Genomic DNA, 16,758 nt, shown 5'->3' with positions numbered 1-16,758 from the left:
GTGGTGGGGGGGGGGGTTTTTGTGGCCGCCGGGCGGGGGGGGGGGGGGGGGGCCGGGGGGGGCGCCGGCGGGGGGGGGGGCGGGGGGGGCCGCCCCCCCCCCCCCCCCCCCACCCCCGCGCCTCAACGCCGGCGAGGCTCACAGAATCGGCCCCGCCGGCGTTTGAGGCCACCGCGCGGAGCGCGGTACACCTCAGTCCGCCCGGGCCCGCGTCCCCCGCCGCACCACCGCGCAGCCCAGCGTGACCACCGCACCCCCCACCGCCCACGCCGCCAGCACCAGCAGCGGCCCGCCCGCCCCGTTCCCCCGGAAGTACGCGATCGAGCGCGCCGCGTACGTGCCCGCCCCCGGCGGCAGCGCCGGGCCGATCGCCTGCCAGAACGGCGGCAGCAGCGGGTACGGATACGCGCCGCCCGCGCTCGGGTTGCCGAGGACGACCACCAGCAGGATCGCCAGCCCGATGCCGATGACGCCCGCCAGCCCCTGCAGCGCCAGCGTCACCGCGCCGACGGCGAAGACGAGCAGCGTGCCGAGCCCCCACAGGCCCCAGACGCTGCCGGGCAGTGCGTCCAGCACGGGGCCCGCGACCACCGTGCCGAGCAGTCCCGCGGCGATCGAGTACAGCAGCAGTACGCCGAGCCGGATGACGGCGCGGCTCGCGTTGGCAGGACGGGCGCCCGCGCTGATCGCCAGGATCGCCGCGCACAGATAGCCGCCCACGCACCAGCCGACCACCAGGTAGAACGAGGAGAGCCCGCGCGCGTCGCCCGCGGCGCCGGGGACGACGTCCACCACACGTACCGCACGGCCCTGCGACTGCTCGGCCCTGGTGACGACCTCGGCGAGCGCCTGCGAGAGCGCCCCGCCCCCGCCGCCCGCGACCAACAGCCGGTCGGTGGTGCCCCGCGGGTCGATGACGAGCGCCCCGTCGACCTTCCGTTCCATGATCTGCCGGCGGGCCGCCGCCTCGTCGGCGACGGTACTCGGTTCGAGGGGGTCGCCCGGCAGCCGGTCGAGCCGGTACAGGGCCTCGTCGGCGACCTGAGTATCGGGCGAGGTGACGGCCAGCGGGATCCTGTCGGGCTGCGGCTGATGGAAAGCGCCGATGTACGACGTGATGAAGCCGAGCTGGAGCGCCAGCACCCCGAGGACCAGGGCCGCGGCCCGCAGGCTCACCGCGTCCCTGACCTCGCCGAGGAAGCCCCTGCGCTGCCCGTCGTCTGTTCGTGCCGTCTGCGCCATGGCCCAACGCTCGACCGCACCCGCGCCGGACGCAGGCGCTACGGGCCGAATGGGTCACCGCGCCACGCCGCCACGGCGGATCGACCACGAAAAGAGTGTCACGCTCCGGTCCTGGTCCGGGCATGATCCCCACCGTGCAAGGACAGCGACCATCGCGGGCAGGGCCGGTACAGGCTGACGGACACCGGAAGCGGCCATGTCTGGGGCGTCTGCGCCGAGACGGAGGGACTGTTCGGGGAACCCCGGCGCGGGACGTACGAACTGCTCGGCTGGGTGCCGGACGGAGCCGAGGTGTGCGGTTGGGTCGGCAGCCGGGTGTGGCTCGTGCCGGAGGACAGCGCGCTCGATGCCTGGCTCCTGGAGGACGCGGAGAGTCTCGGGCAGCATCCCGGAACGGACGGTCTCGTGCTCACCGGTCAGGACGACTACGAGGGCCCGCCCGAGGGGCACAGAGGCGCTGTCCGACTCCATGACGGCTACCGGTGGCTGGGCTCCTGCCGGGAGTTCGCCCGCGTACTGCCCTCCGAAGCTGCGGCGCGGCGATGTCGGCCATGTGGGGGAGGGGCACGGCCTCAAGCGCGGCACGTCGAGTCCCCGTGACGAGCGCACCCACCCGTACACCGGTAGAGCAGCAACCGGATAAAACCCCAGCTCAGCGCGGCCTTGCACGCCCAGGGGGCCGGCTGGAGTGCGTCGTCCCGGCCCCGTGCCGGGCCGGGCGGCGGGTGGCGGGAATGTGTCGTACATACGTTCGAAACTGGTCTATGGTGGAGGTGGGGGAGGTGAGAACGACTGATCCAGGAGGTGCAGATGTCAGGCTTCACGCATCTGCACACCGTTTCCGGGTTCTCCCTGAGATACGGGGCCTCCCACCCGGAGCGGCTGGCCGCCTCCGCCGCCGAGCGCGGTATGGACGCCCTCGCGCTGACCGACCGGGACACCTTCGCCGGTGCGGTCCGGTTCGCCTCGGCCTGTGCCAAGGAGGGGGTGCGGCCGCTGTTCGGGGTCGACCTCGCCGTGGGGGAGCGGGAGCGGCGGGAGGGGCCCGCCGAGCGGCGCCGTACACCGGTGCGCGGCGGGGCGTTCGTCGACGAGTCCGCGCCACGCAACGTCTTCCTCGCCCGGGACCGCCACGGCTGGGCCGCACTGTGCCGGATGATCACCGCCGCCCACGCGAGTGACCCGCGCAGCCCGCTGCTGCCCTGGGGCGACAACCACGGCGACGGCCTGACCGTGCTGCTCGGCCCGTCCTCCGAGGTGGGCCGCGCCCTGGCCGCCGGCCGCCCCGACCGTGCCGCCAGGCTGCTCGCCCCCTGGCGGGAGCGGTACGGCGACCGGCTGCGGCTGGAGGTCGTGCACCACGGCCGCACCGGCACCGGCGCCGGTTCGCTGCGGCACGCCGCCCGTACCCTCGGCCTCGCCGCCGAGCAGGGCGTACGGGCGGTGCTGACCAACGCCGTCCGGTACGCCGACCCCGGCCAGGGCCCGGTCGCCGACGTGCTCGACGCGGCCCGCCGCCTGGTGCCGATCGACCCGCGCAAGGGTCTCGACAGCGGCGAGCGCTGGCTCAAGGACCCGGCCGCGATGGCCCACCTCGCGGAGCGGGTCGCCGAGGCCGCGGGCTTCCGGCGCGACACCGCGCACCGGCTGCTCGCCATGACGGAGGAGACGGCCGACGAGTGCCTGGTCGATCCCGAGGACGACCTCGGGATCGGCAGCGTCCACTTCCCGGAGCCCGCCCTCGTCGGCGCCGAGTACCGCACGGCGCAGCGGGTGCTGGCCTCCCGGGCGGCCGCCGGAATGGTGCTGCGCGGCTACGACGGCCGGCGTGCGTACTGGGAGCGGATGCACCACGAGCTGGACATCATCGCCCACCACGGCTTCGCCTCGTACTTCCTGACGGTCGCCCAGGTGGTGGACGACGTGAAGGGCATGGGCATCCGGGTCGCGGCGCGCGGCTCCGGGGCCGGCTCCCTCGTCAACCACCTCCTCGGCATCGCGCACGCCGACCCGGTCGAGCACGGCCTGCTGATGGAGCGCTTCCTGTCCAAGCGGCGCCGGGTCCTGCCCGACATCGACATCGACGTGGAGTCCGCCCGCCGGCTCGAGGTCTACCGGGCGATCATCGGCCGCTTCGGCGAGGAGCGGGTCGCGACCGTCTCCATGCCCGAGACCTACCGGGTGCGCCACGCGGTACGGGACGTGGGCGCCGCCCTGTCCATGGACCCGGCCGAGATCGACCGGATCGCCAAGTCCTTCCCGCACATCCGGGCCCGCGACGCCCGCGCGGCCCTGGAGGAGCTGCCCGAGTTGCGCGGCGTGGCGCGCGAGGAGCACGGCAGGCTCTGGGAGCTGGTCGAGGCGCTGGACGCGCTGCCCCGCGGGGTCGCCATGCACCCGTGCGGCGTGCTGCTCTCCGACGCCTCGCTGCCCACCCGTACGCCGGTGGTGCCCACCAGCGGCGAGGGGTTCCCCATGTCGCAGTTCGACAAGGACGACGTGGAGGAGCTCGGGCTGCTCAAGCTCGACGTCCTCGGGGTGCGGATGCAGTCGGCGATGGCGCACGCGGTCGCCGAGGTGCGCAGGGCGAGCGGCGAGGACGTCGACCTCGACGCCGTACCGCAGGGCGACCCGGACACCTACCGGCTCATCAAGTCGACCGAGACGCTGGGCTGCTTCCAGATCGAGTCGCCCGGCCAGCGCGATCTGGTGGGGCGGCTGCAGCCGGAGACCTTCGGCGACCTGGTCGTCGACATCTCGCTGTTCCGGCCGGGACCGGTCGCCGCCGACATGGTGCGGCCGTTCATCGAGGCCAGGCACGGCCGCGCGCCCGCCCGCTATCCCCACCCCGACCTGGAAGGGCCGCTGCGCCAGACGTACGGAGTGGTCGTCTTCCACGAGCAGATCATCGAGATCCTGGACATCATGACCGGCTGCGGCCGGGACGAGGCCGACCGGGTGCGGCGCGGTCTGTCCGACCCCGAGTCGCAGGGGAGGATCAAGGTCTGGTTCGCGCAGAGCGCCGGCGCGAAGGGCTACGCGCCCGAGGTGATCGGCCGCACCTGGGAGATCATCGAGGCCTTCGGGTCGTACGGCTTCTGCAAGGCGCACGCGGTCGCGTTCGCCGTGCCGACGTACCAGTCCGCCTGGCTCAAGGCGCACCACCCGGCCGCCTTCTACGCCGGGCTGCTCACCCACGACCCCGGCATGTACCCGAAGCGGCTGCTGCTCGCGGACGCACGGCGGCGCGGGGTGCCGGTGCTGCCGCTGGACGTGAACCGGTCCGCGGTCGCTCACCGAATCGAACTGGTGTCTGGTAAGGGTGGGGCTGGGGCTCAGATTGAGGGTGGGGCTGAGGCCGGGGTTCGGGCTGAAGGTGGGGCTGAGGTCGGGGCGGGTGCCGGCCGGTGGGGGCTGCGGCTCGCGCTCTCGGACGTCCACGGCATCAGCGAGGCGGAGGCCGCCCGTATCGAGGCCGGACAGCCGTACTCCTCCCTGCTGGACTTCTGGCAACGGGCCAGCCCCGCACGGCCGGTCGCCGAGCGGCTCGCCCAGGTCGGCGCGCTCGACGCCTTCGGCGCCAACCGCCGCGACCTGCTGCTGCACCTCGCCGAACTGCACCGCACCCGGCGCGGCGCCGCCTCCTACGGCAGCCAGCTCCCGCTCGCCCAGGGGCAGCGGACCGCCCCCGTCGGGCTGCCCGACCTCGGTGACGCGGAACGCCTCAGCGCCGAGCTCGGAGTGCTCGGCATGGACGCCTCCCGCCATCTGATGGCCGATCACCACGCCTTCCTGGCCGAGCTGGGCGCGCTCTCCGCGCAGCGGCTGCGCGCCGCGCCGCACGGGGCGACGGTGCTCGTCGCGGGCGCCAAGGCGGCCACCCAGACACCGCCGATCCGCTCCGGCAAGCGGGTCATCTTCACCACGCTCGACGACGGCACCGGCCTGGTCGACCTCGCCTTCTTCGACGACAGCCACGCCGCCTGCGCCCACACCGTCTTCCACTCCTGGCTGCTGCTGGTGCGCGGAGTGGTGCAGCGGCGCGGACCGCGCAGCCTCAGTGTGGTCGGCTCGGCCGCCTGGAACCTCGCGGAGCTGGTGGAACTGCGGCGCACCGGCGGCCTCGACGCGGTCGCCGCGCGGCTGGCCGCCCCGGCACCGGAGCCGGACGGCCAGACCTCCGGCAACGGGGCCTCCGACAGCGGGGCCTCCGACAGCGGCCGCCGTATCCAGCTGCCGACCGGATACGAGCTCAACCCGTGGGCCGACCTCAGGCCCGCCGGTGAAGGCGCCGCGAGCGGAAGGAAGTTGTGGCACCAGAGCCCGGGGAGCGCCGGATGATCCTCTACGTACGCTTCCTGCTCGCTCCGCCCGCACTTGGAACGGGAGGGGTTGAGGCGGCGCTGCCCGCGCTGCTCACCCTGGCCGAGGACATCAGCCCCGTCGTCCAGGCCCTGCCGCCGGACGCGGCGCTCCTCGACGTCCGGGGCGCGCAGCGGTACTTCGGGCGGGACGCGGTCGAACTCGCGTCGCTGCTGCGGGTCCGGGCGCTCGCCCACTGCGGCGTGGACTGCGTGATCGGTGCCGGCCCCGTACCCATGCTCGCCAGAATGGCGGCACGGGAGGCCGTACCCGGTACGACCCTGGCGGTGACGGAGGAGGAGTCCGCCGCCTTCCTGGCCGGCAAGCCGGTCGGCGCGCTCGACGGGGTGGGCGCGGTGACCGCCCGCACCCTGTGCGCGTACGGGCTCGACTCCGTCGGCCGGCTCGCCGACGCGCCGCTCGCCGTGGTCCAGCGGATCCTGGGCGCGCGGGCCGGACGCGAGGTGTGGGAGCGGGCGCGCGGCATCGACCGCACGGTGGTCGTCCCGAACGCCCTCTCGCGCTCCATGGCCGCCGAACGGACCTTCGGCCTCGACGAGTTGGACCAGTCGGAGCACCGGCGGGCGCTGCTCTCGCTCGCCGGGGAGCTGGGGTCGCGGATGCGGGGCGAGCGCCAGGTGTGCCGGTCCCTGACGCTCACCGTGCGCTACGCCGACCGGTCCACGACCACCCGTACCCGCACCCTGCGCGAGCCGACCGCCCACTCGGCGGCACTCGCCGACGCCGCGTACGCGCTCCATGCGGCGCTCGGGCTCCAGCGGGCCAGGGTGCGGGGTCTGTCGCTGCGGGCCGAGGACCTGACGGCCGCCGAACGGGCCGCGCGGCAGCTGACGTTCGACCCCGCCGACGAACGGGCGCGCAGGCTCGAGGAAGTGGCGGACCGGGCCCGGGCGAAGTTCGGCCCGCGGGCCGTGGTGCCGGGGTCGCTGGCGGCCTGAGGCGGTACGGGGTCACTTCGCGGGCCTGAGGCGGTACGGGCCGTCCTGCGGCGACCTCGAACAGGCTCTGACCTGCGCTACGCCTCGTTTCGTAAGTCTGTAGAAAAATCAATCTTTACCGACGCGTAACTTCCCAGCCATGGTTACTCGCCCGTAAGTTGACGTGACCACAGCAACCCCCACCAGTCGAAATCCCTTGAGCCGCAAGGAGACTGACCGATGCTGCCTTGGAGACGTGCCCTCAGACCGCTGTCAGCCCTCATCCTCGCAGTGGCCGTCGCCCTCACCCCCGCCGCCACGGCAACCGCCGCGTCCACCACCACCGCCCCCAGCAGTGGCTGGAACAACTACGACTGCAAGCCCTCCGCCGCCCATCCCCGCCCCGTCGTCCTCGTCCACGGAACCCTCGGGAACTCGGTCGACAACTGGCTCGTCCTCGCCCCCTACCTGGCGAAGCGCGGCTACTGCGTCTTCTCCCTCGACTACGGGCAGCTCCCGAACGTGCCCTTCTTCCACGGCCTCGGCCCCATCGACAAGTCGGCCGAGCAACTCGCCGGGTACGTCGACCGGGTCCTGGCCGCCACCGGCGCCTCCAAGGCCGACATCGTCGGCCACTCCCAGGGCGGCATGATGCCGCGCTACTACCTCAAGTTCCTGGGCGGAGCGGCCAAGGTGAACGCCCTGGTGGGCCTCGCGCCCAGCAACCACGGCACCACCCTCAACGGACTGACCGGGCTGCTGCCGTACTTCCCCGGCGCGGCCGACCTGCTCGGCACGCACACCCCCGCCCTCGCCGACCAGGTCGTCGGATCCGACTTCCTCACCAAGCTCAACGCGGGCGGCGACACCGTGCCCGGAGTGAAGTACACGGTCATCGCCACCCGTTACGACGAGGTGGTCACCCCCTGGCGGACGCAGTACCTCAGCGGGCCGGACGTCCGCAACGTCCTGCTCCAGGACCTCTGCCCCGTCGACTTCTCGGAGCACATCGCGATCGGCATCTTCGACCTGATCGCGTTCCACGAGGTGGCCAACGCGCTCGACCCGGCGCGCGCGAAACCCACCACCTGCGCGTCAGTCTTCGGCTGACCACCGCGTCACGAAGGCCGGTCTCCGCTCGCGCGAGCGGAGACCGGCCTTCGTGACGGCCTCGCGGCCTCGCTCAGCGGCCGTGCCGACCGCCCGCCGACACGGTCCTGCGGCGGCCGAGCCCGAACAGCGCCGCGGCGCCGACCGCGAGGGCGGACGCGCCGCCGATGGCCAGGTACGTGGTGCTGCTGTCGCCGCCCGTCTCGGCGAGGTTCGCGCCGGACGTCTCCGGGGCCGGCGGGACGGCCGGGGGCTCCTCGGCGCCCTTCGCCTCCGGCGCGTTCTCGACGGGCTGCTCGGCTTCCCCGGCACCAGCCTCCGCCTGCTCGCCGTGGTCGTCGCCGCCGTGACCGCCGTGGTCGACCGTCGACTTGGCCGCGCCTGCCGCGATGTCCTGCTCCGAGGGCGCACTCGCCTCCGGGGCCGCCGCGCCGCCGCCGTTGTCCTTGCCGAACACCACGTCCGAGCAGGTGTAGAACGCCTCGGGGGAGTCGGAGCGCTGCCAGATCGAGTAGACCAGGTGCCGGCCGGACTTGTTCGGCACGATGCCGTCGAAGACGTACGCCCCGTTCTCCAGCTTCGGGTTCGTGACCTTGACGAACGGCTTGTCCTCCAGATCCGCCCAGGTCAGCGGCCGGGTCGGGTCGTAACCGTCCTTCGTGAGGTACAGCTCGAAGGAGCCCTTGTGCGGTGCGGTCGCCTTGTACCGGAAGGTGCGGTTCCCGGACACCATCGGGGACGACGGCCAGTCCGCGCGGGGCAGGTCCAGCCCCTTGTACTTGTCACGGCCGGCGCTGCACAGCTTTCCGTCGGGGATCAACTGCCGGTGGTTCCCCGCCGCGTCGGCGATGTTCACCTCGTTCCAGTCGTACAGCGGCTGCGTCCCGCCCGCCGCGACCAGCGCCTTGCACGCCGCCGAGTCCGGGCTCTCCGGCCCCTCCGCGAAACACGCCGATATCCGGCTGACCGGGTCCGTCATCGAACCGTGCGCGGACGCCGGCACGGCACTGAGACCGGCGAGCGCGAGCGGCGCGAGACCGAGTGCGGCGACCGTGGTGACCTTGCGGCGAGCGGTCATGGGGACGTTCTCCTTCAAGCGGCTATGGGGGGTCACAGGGATCCGGCTCGAACGGGCGGCGCAGCCCCCCGCGGACTTCGGCACCGACTGCCCGAACCGGCCCCGGCCTTACGCAAGCTAGCCCCTCCCGACCCCGAAATCCCCTGCTGGGGCGGGGTGACGGCGATCCTTATGGTCCCTTTAAGGTGACGCTAAGAGACCGCTGAGGAAGCGCCGCCGCCCAGGCTGCTGCCGGCCTCCGGCCGGGTGCGCCCTGCCGCGGCCCCCTCGCCGACGCCCGCTGAGCGAATGCTGTGTCCGGCTACGGCGCTTTCGCCTCGCTCTCCCCCTCGGTGTCCACGTGCGGCAGCATTCGGTCCAGCCAGCGGGGTGTCCACCAGGCGGATCTGCCGAGCAGGGTCATGGCCGCGGGCACGAGCAGCAGCCGGACGATCGTGGCATCGATGAGCACGCTGGCCGCCAGTCCCAGACCGAGCATCTTGACCACGATGTTGTCGCTGATGATGAACGCAGCGAAGACGCTGACCATGATGAGCGCCGCGCAGGTGATGACACGCGCGGTGATCTCCAGCGCGTGGGCGACGGCGGCCTTGGGATCACCGGTGCGCAGCCATGCCTCGTGTACGCGCGAGAGCAGGAAGATCTCGTAGTCCATGCTCAGTCCGAAGACGATGGCGAACATCATCATCGGCACGTAGCTCTCGATGGGCACCTCACCCGAGACGCCGAGTGCCGGGCCGCCCCAACCCCACTGGAAGACGGCCACCACCACGCCGTACGAGGCCGCGATCGACAGGACGTTGAGCACAGCCGCCTTGACGGCGACGAGCACGCCGCGGAAGACGATGAGGATGACCAGGAACGCGAGACCGACAACCACCGCGATGATCAGGGGCAGCCTGCTGGAGACGACGTCCAGGAAGTCGACCTGGGCAGCGGTCGTACCCGTCACATACGTGCGGGCAGGGGTGCCCGACACCGCCTGCGGGAGGACGTCGTCCACCAGCCTGTTGACGAGCTGGGTCGTCTGCTCGTCCTGAGGAACTGCCACCGAGTAGGCGGTGCCGATCAGCACATCGCCGTCCGATGTGGGCTTCAGAGGTGTGATCGTCGCCGCGTCCGGCACATCGGCCAGGGCGTTCTGCAGGGAGGTGGCCAGTTGGGAGCGGTCGCCCTGAGGGACGTCCGTCTGGTCGACGACCAGGGTCAACGGGCCGTTGGACCCCGGGCCGAAGGCCGAGGACATCAGGTCGAAAGCGCGCCGGTCGGTGAAGGACGTGGGGTCGGCTCCGTCACCGATGTGTCCCAGGCGCATGGAGAAGAGAGGGATCGCGAGGACGGCCAGGACCACCACACCGGACGCCAGGAACCACCACGGGCGGCGCTCGACCCGCTGTGCGTAGCGGTGCCAGGTGCCGTGGGCCTCCTCACCGGGTTCGGCGTCGGTCTCGGCAACGGGCCCGCGCACCCGGAGTCTGTCGATCCGCCGGCCGATCAGTCCGAGCATCGCCGGGACCAGGGTCAGCGCGCCGAGCACCGCCGTGACCACGGTGACGGCGGCGGCCAGTCCCAGTTTGCCGATGAAGCTGATACCAGAGACCCACAGGCCCGACAGGGCGATGATGACCGTGCAGCCGGAGACCAGGACAGCGCGGCCGCTGGTGGCCGTCGAGAAGCCGGCAGCCGTCACGGGGTCCTGCCCGTTCATCAGGTTCTGGCGGTGCCGGGTGATCAGGAAGAGGGCGTAGTCGATGCCGACGCCGAGACCGATCATCGTGGCGAGCGTCGGTGAGACGGTGGCGAAGGTGAAAGCCGCCGCCAGCAGTCCCAGCAGCGCCAGGCCGCAGATCACCGCGATCAGCGCGGTCACCAGTGGCAGCACCGCCGCGACAACACTGCCGAAGCCCAGCAGCAGCACCAGGATGGCCACTCCGAAACCGATCGCCTCGCTGGTGCGGTCGTCGGGCTCGGGCCTTGCCAGCTCGCCGAGCGGACCGCCGTACTCCACCCTCACCCCGGCCGCACGCAGCGGCTGTACGGCCGTGTCCACGCCGTCCAGGTACGACGCTCCCAGGGTGGAGGGCTGGACGTCGAATCGGACGGTGATGTAGGCCGTCCGTTCGTCGGTGGAGAGCGGGCCGACGTTCGGGGTGCCGGCGGGCGGCGTTGAGGTGCCTTGGGCGGGCAGGGGGTTCTGCGCGCTGAGCACGTGGGGCAGCTTCTGCAGGTTCGTCACCGCGGTGCCGATCTGGCCGCTGACATCCGTGAGCGGTTGAGAGGGATCGTTCAGCACGACCTGCGCGCTGTATCCGCCGGCGGTGGGTTCATGCGCTTCGAGGACGTCGAGACCGTCCTGGGACTGGGATCCCGGAAGGGTGAAGTTGTCCGAGTACGTGCCACCGTAAACGCGGTCCAGTCCCTGGAGCCCCACGACGGCGGCCAGCCAGAGGACGAGAACGGTCACGAAATGACGGGCGCACCATTCGCCGATGCGCCGCAGCGCCCCCTTGCGCGGGACGGTGGCCTGCCCAGCTGCGGGCCGGGGCAATGACATGCGTACTCCCGAAGGTGACCGGTGCTGCCGCGTCTGTGGGACCCACGGACAGCACCGGGCTCTGAGCAGCGACGAGCCGGACTAGAGCTATTGAAGGCCGCTCCGACGACCGCGGCACCATCAGGCGGGGAGAACGGGTGACAGGCGGCCAATGGCACGGCGAGACACGAGCCGACCGACACCCCGGGCCGTCGTCCGGCGGCCGCCTGCGGCGCTGATGGAAGAGGGCTTGCAACACCCGCCGTAGGGCGTTCGTCCAGCACTACGGAAGTGAGGTGCTGGACGCCTCGCTTCTGTTGATGCGTCACCTGCGCCAAGCATGTGGCGCTGTCCGCTGAGAGGAAGATCAGCGGGACCGATGAACAACTGGGCGACCTCCCACGGGCGCTCACGCACTTTTCCCTGATCACTGCCTCCTACAGGGCCTCGCCCTGGAAGAAGGTCTTGGCGCGGACGAGTGCCCGCTCGTCCCGCCGCACCTGGCCGGGGCGGGAGCCGTTGCCGAGGAGCAGTCCGCCGAAGCCCATGCGCAGATAGGCCGCCGTGTGGTTGAGGGTGGTCTCCAGGCCGGCGGCGACGCTCTCGTCGTCGTCGGCCATGACGGTCACGCCCCACAGGGTCCGGCCCGCCATCCGCTTCTTGAAGTCCGATCCGGGCACGGCCAGCCAGCCGGACCAGTAGTCGAGATAGCGCTTGGTCTGCGCGGAGAGCGTGTACCAGTACAGGGGTGACGCGAGGACGATGTCGGTGGCCTCGAGCGTGGCCTGCCGCAGCGTCTCCTCGCTCTCCACGACCGGCCGGTCGCCGGTCTCGTGACGCCCGTCCTGGAAGTCAGGCAACGGCAGTTGGTTCAGATCCACCCAACGCTGCGGGACACCGGGAGGCAACTGCTCTGCGGCGGCCCGGGCCAGGATCTCGGTGTTGCCCGCGGGGCGCGAGCTGCCGAGGACGAAGAGGAACGAACGGTCCGTGCCACGCGCCGAGTCGGTGTCCGCAGTGTCGGTGGTCATGTCTTCTGCTCCGGTCTCGGGCCCGGGTGCGGCCACGCCTCACGCGGGCCGTGCACCCCGGGGATCACTGGGTTCGCCGCTTCCAACCTCCTTACCCCCCGGGGTATTCCGCACGGTCGGTCCGATCCCGGCATCCGGCCGGATGCGGCCGCCGGGCGCCCGCCGTACGGTGGGACCGCACGGATCCCCACGGACGTCGGGAGCAGGCATGACCGGGGAGGTCTCGTTCTTCGAGCTGGGCGTCGGCGACTTCGAGCAGGCCCGCGCCTTCTACGGCGGGCTGTTCGGCTGGACCTTCGACGCCGGGACGACCGAGGGCGGCGGGTACTCGATCCGGACGCCGAACATCCCCGGGGGAGTGCACGGAGGGGACGCGGGAGCGAGCCCGTATCTGTTCTTCAAGGTGGACGACATGGAGACCGCCGTCGCCCGGGTGCGCGAGCTCGGCGGCAGCGTCGACGGCGTCGACGTGGGAGATGACGAGGAGACGGCCGCCCGGTTCGGACGCTTCCGGCTGTGCCACGACGACCAGGGCTCCCCGTTCGGCCTGCACCAGCCACCGGCCTGACCACCGGGCCCCCGCCCGACCCGGGGCTCCTGCCCGACCCCGCGCCGGCCCCGTCAGCCGATACGGCGGTAACGCCGTTCCGGGCGCCCCGTCCCGCCGTACCGCAGGGTCACCTCCGCGCGGCCCGTCTCCGCGAAGTACTCCAGGTAGCGCCGCGCGCTCACCCGTGACAGCGAGCCGGCCTCCGCGCACTCCGAGGCCGACAGGTCGCCCGGATGCTCGCGCAGGATGCGCTCGACCAGCTCCGCCGTGTGGGGCGCGAGGCCCTTGGGGAGTTCGCGGGAGCCGGGCGGGCGGGGGCCGAAGATCTGGTCGACGTCCTCCTGGCGCGCCTCGTCCAGCCGGTCGAGGCGCGAGCGCAGCGAGGCCACGTGCCGGAGCTGCTCGTGCAGCGCGGCCTGGTTGAAGGGCTTGATCAGATAGTGCAGCGCACCCGCGCGCAGCGCGGAGCGGACGACGGAGGCGTCGCGGGCGGCCGTGATGAACAGGACGTCGACCGGCGGGCGGCCCGGGTCGAGGGACTCCGCCGCCCGCAGCTCGCGCAGCACGGCGATCCCGTCCATGTCCGGCAGATAGACGTCGAGCAGTACGAGATCGGGCCGCAGCCGCTCGGCGGCGCGCAGCGCCTCCCCGCCGCTGTGGGCCACCCCGGCGACCGTGAAGCCCTCCGCCTGGGACACATAGCGGCTGTGCAGCTTCGCGACCATGAAGTCGTCGTCCACCACCAGCACCTTTGTCACGCCGACACGCTAGGCCGCGACCGCAAGGACCACAACGTCCATTGATTCCGGAAGAGAGACAGCTTCTTAACGCGCAGGCAACATGTGGGCCACTTCACACATCCACGACGAGAGGCGATCAGTTGCGAATGCGCACCCCCATTGCCCTGCTCGGGGCCGCGCTGCTGGTGCTCGTGGGGCCGCCGCTGCTCACGACGGGCAGCGGCGCGGAAACGGGGACGCAGATCCCCGGTCTGCGGTTCATGGTTCCCAACACACCCGGCGGCGGCTACGACATCACCGCCCGCACGGCCGCGAAGAACGCCGAGGACGCAGGGCTCACCCACAACATCGAAGTCTTCAACCTGCCCGGCGCCGGCGGCACCGTCGGTCTCGCCCGGCTCGCCGGCGAACACGGCAACGGCAGGCTGGCCATGTCCATGGGCCTCGGCGTCGTCGGAGCCGTACACACCAACAAGTCGCCCAAGACGCTCGCCGACACCACCCCGATCGCCCGGCTCACCGAGGAGCAGGACATCGTGGTCGTGTCCAAGGACTCCCCGTACCGGACCATCGACGAGCTGATCACGGCCTGGCAGAAGAACCCCGGCAAGCTGCCCGTCGGCGGCGGTTCCTCGCCCGGCGGGCCCGACCACCTGGCGCCCATGCTCATGGCGCAGGCGGCGGGCATCGCCCCCAAGTCCGTCAACTACATCCCCTTCGACGGCGGCGGCGAGCTGCTGGCCTCCATCCTCGGCAACAAGGTCGCCTTCGGCGTCTCCGGCGTCGGCGAGTACCTCGACCAGATCAAGTCGGGCGAGCTGCGGCTGCTGGCCGTCACGGGGCCGAAGCGCGTACCGGGTCTGGACGCGCCCACCCTGCGCGAAGCCGGTTTGGACACGGAGTTCACCAACTGGCGCGGCATCGTCGCACCGCCCGGTCTGTCCGACGCCGAGCGGGACAAGCTCGTCGGTCTCGTCACCGAGCTGCACGACTCGCAGGAGTGGCGGGACTCGCTGAAGAAGAACCGCTGGGACGACGCCTTTCTCCCCGGGGACGAGTTCGGCGACTTCCTCACCGAACAGGACAGCAGAGTCGACCAGGTGCTGAAGGAGCTGGGGCTGTGAGCACGACAGAGACCACCGGCGGCCGGCGCGCCTGGCTGCGCGAACACTCCGAGCTCGGCGTCGGCCTGCTGCTCCTCGTCATCGGCGTCCTCGTCCTCACCGACGCGCTCACCATGGACGTCGACATCACCCAGCGCGGTCCCGTCGGCCCCAGGACCGTCCCGATCACCGTCGGCATCGGCCTGCTCGTCGTCGCCGTCCTCCTCGCGGTCGACGTACTGCGAGGCGGCCGGGGCGAGGCCGAGGGCGGCGAGGACATCGACCTGTCGGAGCCGAGCGACTGGCGCACGGTGCTGCTGCTCGCCGGGGTGTTCCTCGCGGGCGCCGTCCTGATCGGACCGCTCGGCTTCCCGGTCTCCGGCGCGCTGCTCTTCTGGGGCTCCGCGTACGCGCTCGGCAGCCGGCGCTTCGATCGCGACCCGCTGATCGCCGCCGTCCTCTCCCTCGTCACCTACGTCGTCTTCAACAACCTGCTCGGCGTCCCGCTCCCCGGCGGCCCGCTGATGGGAGTGCTCTGATGGATTCCCTCAACTCCCTCCTCGACGGCTTCGGCACGGCGCTCACCCCGGTCAACCTGCTGTGGGCGGCGACAGGCGTCCTGCTCGGCACGGCCATCGGCGTCCTGCCCGGCATCGGCCCGGCCATGGCGGTCGCGCTGCTGCTTCCCGTGACGTACGGCCTGGAGCCGACCGGCGCGTTCATCATGTTCGCCGGGATCTACTACGGGGCCATGTTCGGCGGCTCCACCACCTCCATTCTGCTCAACACCCCCGGTGAGAGCGCGGCGGTGGTCGCCGCGATCGAGGGCAACCCGATGGCCAAGGCGGGGCGCGGCGCGCAGGCGCTGGCGGCCGCGGCGGGCGGTCACTTCGCGGGCGGCATGATCGGCACGATCCTGCTGGTCGTGCTCGCCCCGACGGTGGCCGAGCTGGCCGTCGACATCGGCGCCCCCGACTACTTCGCGATCATGGTGCTGGCCTTCATCGCCGTCACCTCGGTGCTCGGCTCCTCGCGGATCAGGGGCCTCGCCTCGCTGCTGATCGGCCTCACCCTCGGCCTCGTCGGCCTCGACCAGATGACCGGCCAGCAGCGGCTGACCCTCGGGTCGCTCCAGCTCGCCGACGGCATCGACGTCGTGATCGTCGCCGTCGGGCTCTTCGCGATCGGCGAGGCCCTGTGGGTCGCCGCGCATCTGCGGCGGAACAGCGGCGACGCGATCCCGGTCGGCCGGCCGTGGCTGGCGAAGGCCGACGTCCGGCGCACCTGGAAGCCGTGGCTGCGCGGCCCGGTCATCGGCTTCCCGTTCGGCGCGATCCCGGCGGGCGGCGCGGAGATCCCCACCTTCCTGTCGTACGTCACGGAGAAGCGGCTCTCGAAGCACAAGGACGAGTTCGGCAAGGGCGCCATCGAGGGCGTCGCCGGACCGGAGTCGGCCGCCTCCGCGTCCGCCGCCGGCACCCTCGTGTCCATGCTCACGCTCGGACTGCCCACGACGGCCGTCGCGGCGGTCATGCTGGCCGCCTTCCAGCAGTACGGCATCCAGCCCGGACCGTTGCTCTTCGAGCGCGAACCCGACCTGGTGTGGGGCCTGATCGCCTCGCTGTTCGTCGGCATGGTGCTGCTCCTCGCGCTGAACCTGCCGCTCGCGCCGCTCTGGGCGAAGCTGCTGCGCATCCCGCGCCCGTACCTCTACGCCGGCATCCTGTTCTTCGCGGCGGTCGGCGCGTACGCGGTCGGGGGCGAGGCGATCGACCTGGTGATCCTGCTGGTCATCGGCCTGATCGGCTTCGGTATGCGGCGCTACGGGCTCCCCGTGCTGCCCGCCGTCATCGGCGTCATCCTCGGCCCGGCGGCCGAGCAGCAGTTGCGGCGCGCGCTCCAGATCAGCGACGGCAGCGCGGCCGGACTCGTCAACACGCCCTTCTCGGTGACCGTGTACGCGGTGGTCGCGGTGCTGCTGGCCTGGCCGTGGCTGAAGAAGCTCGTCGTACGGCGCCGCTCCGCCTGATGCGGCGCTGGGTGAGGGGCGGGCCGCCGCGGTGGCCCGCCC

Annotated in this window: 12 protein-coding genes and 1 pseudogene; 8 read left to right on the top strand and 5 right to left on the bottom strand. The window is 72.1% G+C overall.

Features of this window, described 5'->3' with window-relative positions:
* Positions 1–192: 192 nt before the first annotated feature.
* Positions 193–1,242, bottom strand: a complete 1,050-nt coding sequence (locus ACWD01_RS21580; protein WP_451164143.1) for a DUF3533 domain-containing protein — start codon at positions 1,240–1,242, stop codon at positions 193–195.
* 122 nt (positions 1,243–1,364) lie between these two features.
* Here ACWD01_RS21580 and ACWD01_RS21575 point away from each other — a divergent pair.
* The 4 genes and pseudogenes from ACWD01_RS21575 to ACWD01_RS21560 form a co-directional block, all read left to right on the top strand.
* Positions 1,365–1,776, top strand: a pseudogene (locus ACWD01_RS21575) (barstar family protein); the annotation flags it as partial.
* 276 nt (positions 1,777–2,052) lie between these two features.
* Complete coding sequence (locus ACWD01_RS21570; RefSeq protein WP_451164141.1) at positions 2,053–5,583, top strand: DNA polymerase III subunit alpha; 3,531 nt, start codon at positions 2,053–2,055, stop codon at positions 5,581–5,583.
* Positions 5,580–6,563: a DNA polymerase Y family protein gene (locus ACWD01_RS21565; RefSeq protein WP_451164139.1), complete on the top strand. Its 984-nt coding sequence runs from the start codon at positions 5,580–5,582 to the stop codon at positions 6,561–6,563. Before ACWD01_RS21570 ends, ACWD01_RS21565 begins: the two co-directional genes overlap by 4 nt.
* 219 nt (positions 6,564–6,782) lie before the next feature.
* The gene (locus ACWD01_RS21560) at positions 6,783–7,652 is read left to right on the top strand and encodes an esterase/lipase family protein (RefSeq protein ID WP_451164137.1); all 870 of its coding nucleotides are present in this window, start codon (positions 6,783–6,785) and stop codon (positions 7,650–7,652) included.
* A gap of 73 nt (positions 7,653–7,725) precedes the next feature.
* Here the strand turns inward: ACWD01_RS21560 and ACWD01_RS21555 are convergent, their stop codons facing one another.
* The 3 genes from ACWD01_RS21555 to ACWD01_RS21545 all read right to left on the bottom strand — a co-directional run bounded on the left by ACWD01_RS21555 (position 7,726) and on the right by ACWD01_RS21545 (position 12,294).
* Positions 7,726–8,730: a lytic polysaccharide monooxygenase auxiliary activity family 9 protein gene (locus ACWD01_RS21555; RefSeq protein ID WP_451164135.1), complete on the bottom strand. Its 1,005-nt coding sequence runs from the start codon at positions 8,728–8,730 to the stop codon at positions 7,726–7,728.
* 301 nt (positions 8,731–9,031) lie between these two features.
* Positions 9,032–11,284, bottom strand: a complete 2,253-nt coding sequence (locus ACWD01_RS21550; RefSeq protein WP_451164133.1) for an MMPL family transporter — start codon at positions 11,282–11,284, stop codon at positions 9,032–9,034.
* Between the two features lie 416 nt (positions 11,285–11,700).
* On the bottom strand, positions 11,701–12,294 hold the full coding sequence (locus ACWD01_RS21545; RefSeq protein WP_451164131.1) for a flavodoxin family protein: 594 nt from the start codon (positions 12,292–12,294) through the stop codon (positions 11,701–11,703).
* Positions 12,295–12,502: 208 nt separating this feature from the next.
* Between ACWD01_RS21545 and ACWD01_RS21540 the strand changes: the two genes are divergently transcribed.
* The gene (locus ACWD01_RS21540; RefSeq protein WP_451164129.1) at positions 12,503–12,862 is read left to right on the top strand and encodes a VOC family protein; all 360 of its coding nucleotides are present in this window, start codon (positions 12,503–12,505) and stop codon (positions 12,860–12,862) included.
* Between the two features lie 53 nt (positions 12,863–12,915).
* On the opposite strand, the gene ACWD01_RS21535 is transcribed toward ACWD01_RS21540, so the two are convergent.
* Complete coding sequence (locus tag ACWD01_RS21535; RefSeq protein WP_451164127.1) at positions 12,916–13,602, bottom strand: response regulator; 687 nt, start codon at positions 13,600–13,602, stop codon at positions 12,916–12,918.
* A gap of 122 nt (positions 13,603–13,724) precedes the next feature.
* On the opposite strand from ACWD01_RS21535, the gene ACWD01_RS21530 reads away from it, so the two are divergent.
* Genes ACWD01_RS21530 through ACWD01_RS21520 form a run of 3 tightly spaced genes read left to right on the top strand, consistent with a single transcriptional unit; the run spans position 13,725 to position 16,716 of the window.
* Complete coding sequence (locus ACWD01_RS21530) at positions 13,725–14,708, top strand: Bug family tripartite tricarboxylate transporter substrate binding protein (protein WP_451164125.1); 984 nt, start codon at positions 13,725–13,727, stop codon at positions 14,706–14,708.
* Positions 14,705–15,226, top strand: a complete 522-nt coding sequence (locus tag ACWD01_RS21525) for a tripartite tricarboxylate transporter TctB family protein (RefSeq protein WP_451164123.1) — start codon at positions 14,705–14,707, stop codon at positions 15,224–15,226. Before ACWD01_RS21530 ends, ACWD01_RS21525 begins: the two co-directional genes overlap by 4 nt.
* Positions 15,226–16,716 (top strand): tripartite tricarboxylate transporter permease, encoded by a 1,491-nt coding sequence (locus ACWD01_RS21520; RefSeq protein ID WP_451164121.1) that lies wholly within the window; start codon positions 15,226–15,228, stop codon positions 16,714–16,716. Before ACWD01_RS21525 ends, ACWD01_RS21520 begins: the two co-directional genes overlap by 1 nt.
* The last annotated feature ends 42 nt before the right edge of the window (positions 16,717–16,758 follow it).

Source organism: Streptomyces sp. NPDC002835, from assembly GCF_053591995.1.
This window is presented reverse-complemented; position numbering and strand designations above follow the sequence as displayed.

Excerpts from the sequence above, each read along its gene's own strand:
- ACWD01_RS21545 (WP_451164131.1), bottom strand. The coding sequence starts at position 12,294 with ATGACCACCGACACTGCGGACACCGACTCGGCGCGTGGCACGGACCGT.
- ACWD01_RS21540 (WP_451164129.1), top strand. The coding sequence starts at position 12,503 with ATGACCGGGGAGGTCTCGTTCTTCGAGCTGGGCGTCGGCGACTTCGAG.
- ACWD01_RS21555 (WP_451164135.1), bottom strand. The coding sequence starts at position 8,730 with ATGACCGCTCGCCGCAAGGTCACCACGGTCGCCGCACTCGGTCTCGCG.
- ACWD01_RS21570 (WP_451164141.1), top strand. The coding sequence starts at position 2,053 with ATGTCAGGCTTCACGCATCTGCACACCGTTTCCGGGTTCTCCCTGAGA.
- ACWD01_RS21560 (WP_451164137.1), top strand. The coding sequence starts at position 6,783 with ATGCTGCCTTGGAGACGTGCCCTCAGACCGCTGTCAGCCCTCATCCTC.
- ACWD01_RS21565 (WP_451164139.1), top strand. The coding sequence starts at position 5,580 with ATGATCCTCTACGTACGCTTCCTGCTCGCTCCGCCCGCACTTGGAACG.
- ACWD01_RS21580 (WP_451164143.1), bottom strand. The coding sequence starts at position 1,242 with ATGGCGCAGACGGCACGAACAGACGACGGGCAGCGCAGGGGCTTCCTC.
- ACWD01_RS21520 (WP_451164121.1), top strand. The coding sequence starts at position 15,226 with ATGGATTCCCTCAACTCCCTCCTCGACGGCTTCGGCACGGCGCTCACC.
- ACWD01_RS21550 (WP_451164133.1), bottom strand. The coding sequence starts at position 11,284 with ATGTCATTGCCCCGGCCCGCAGCTGGGCAGGCCACCGTCCCGCGCAAG.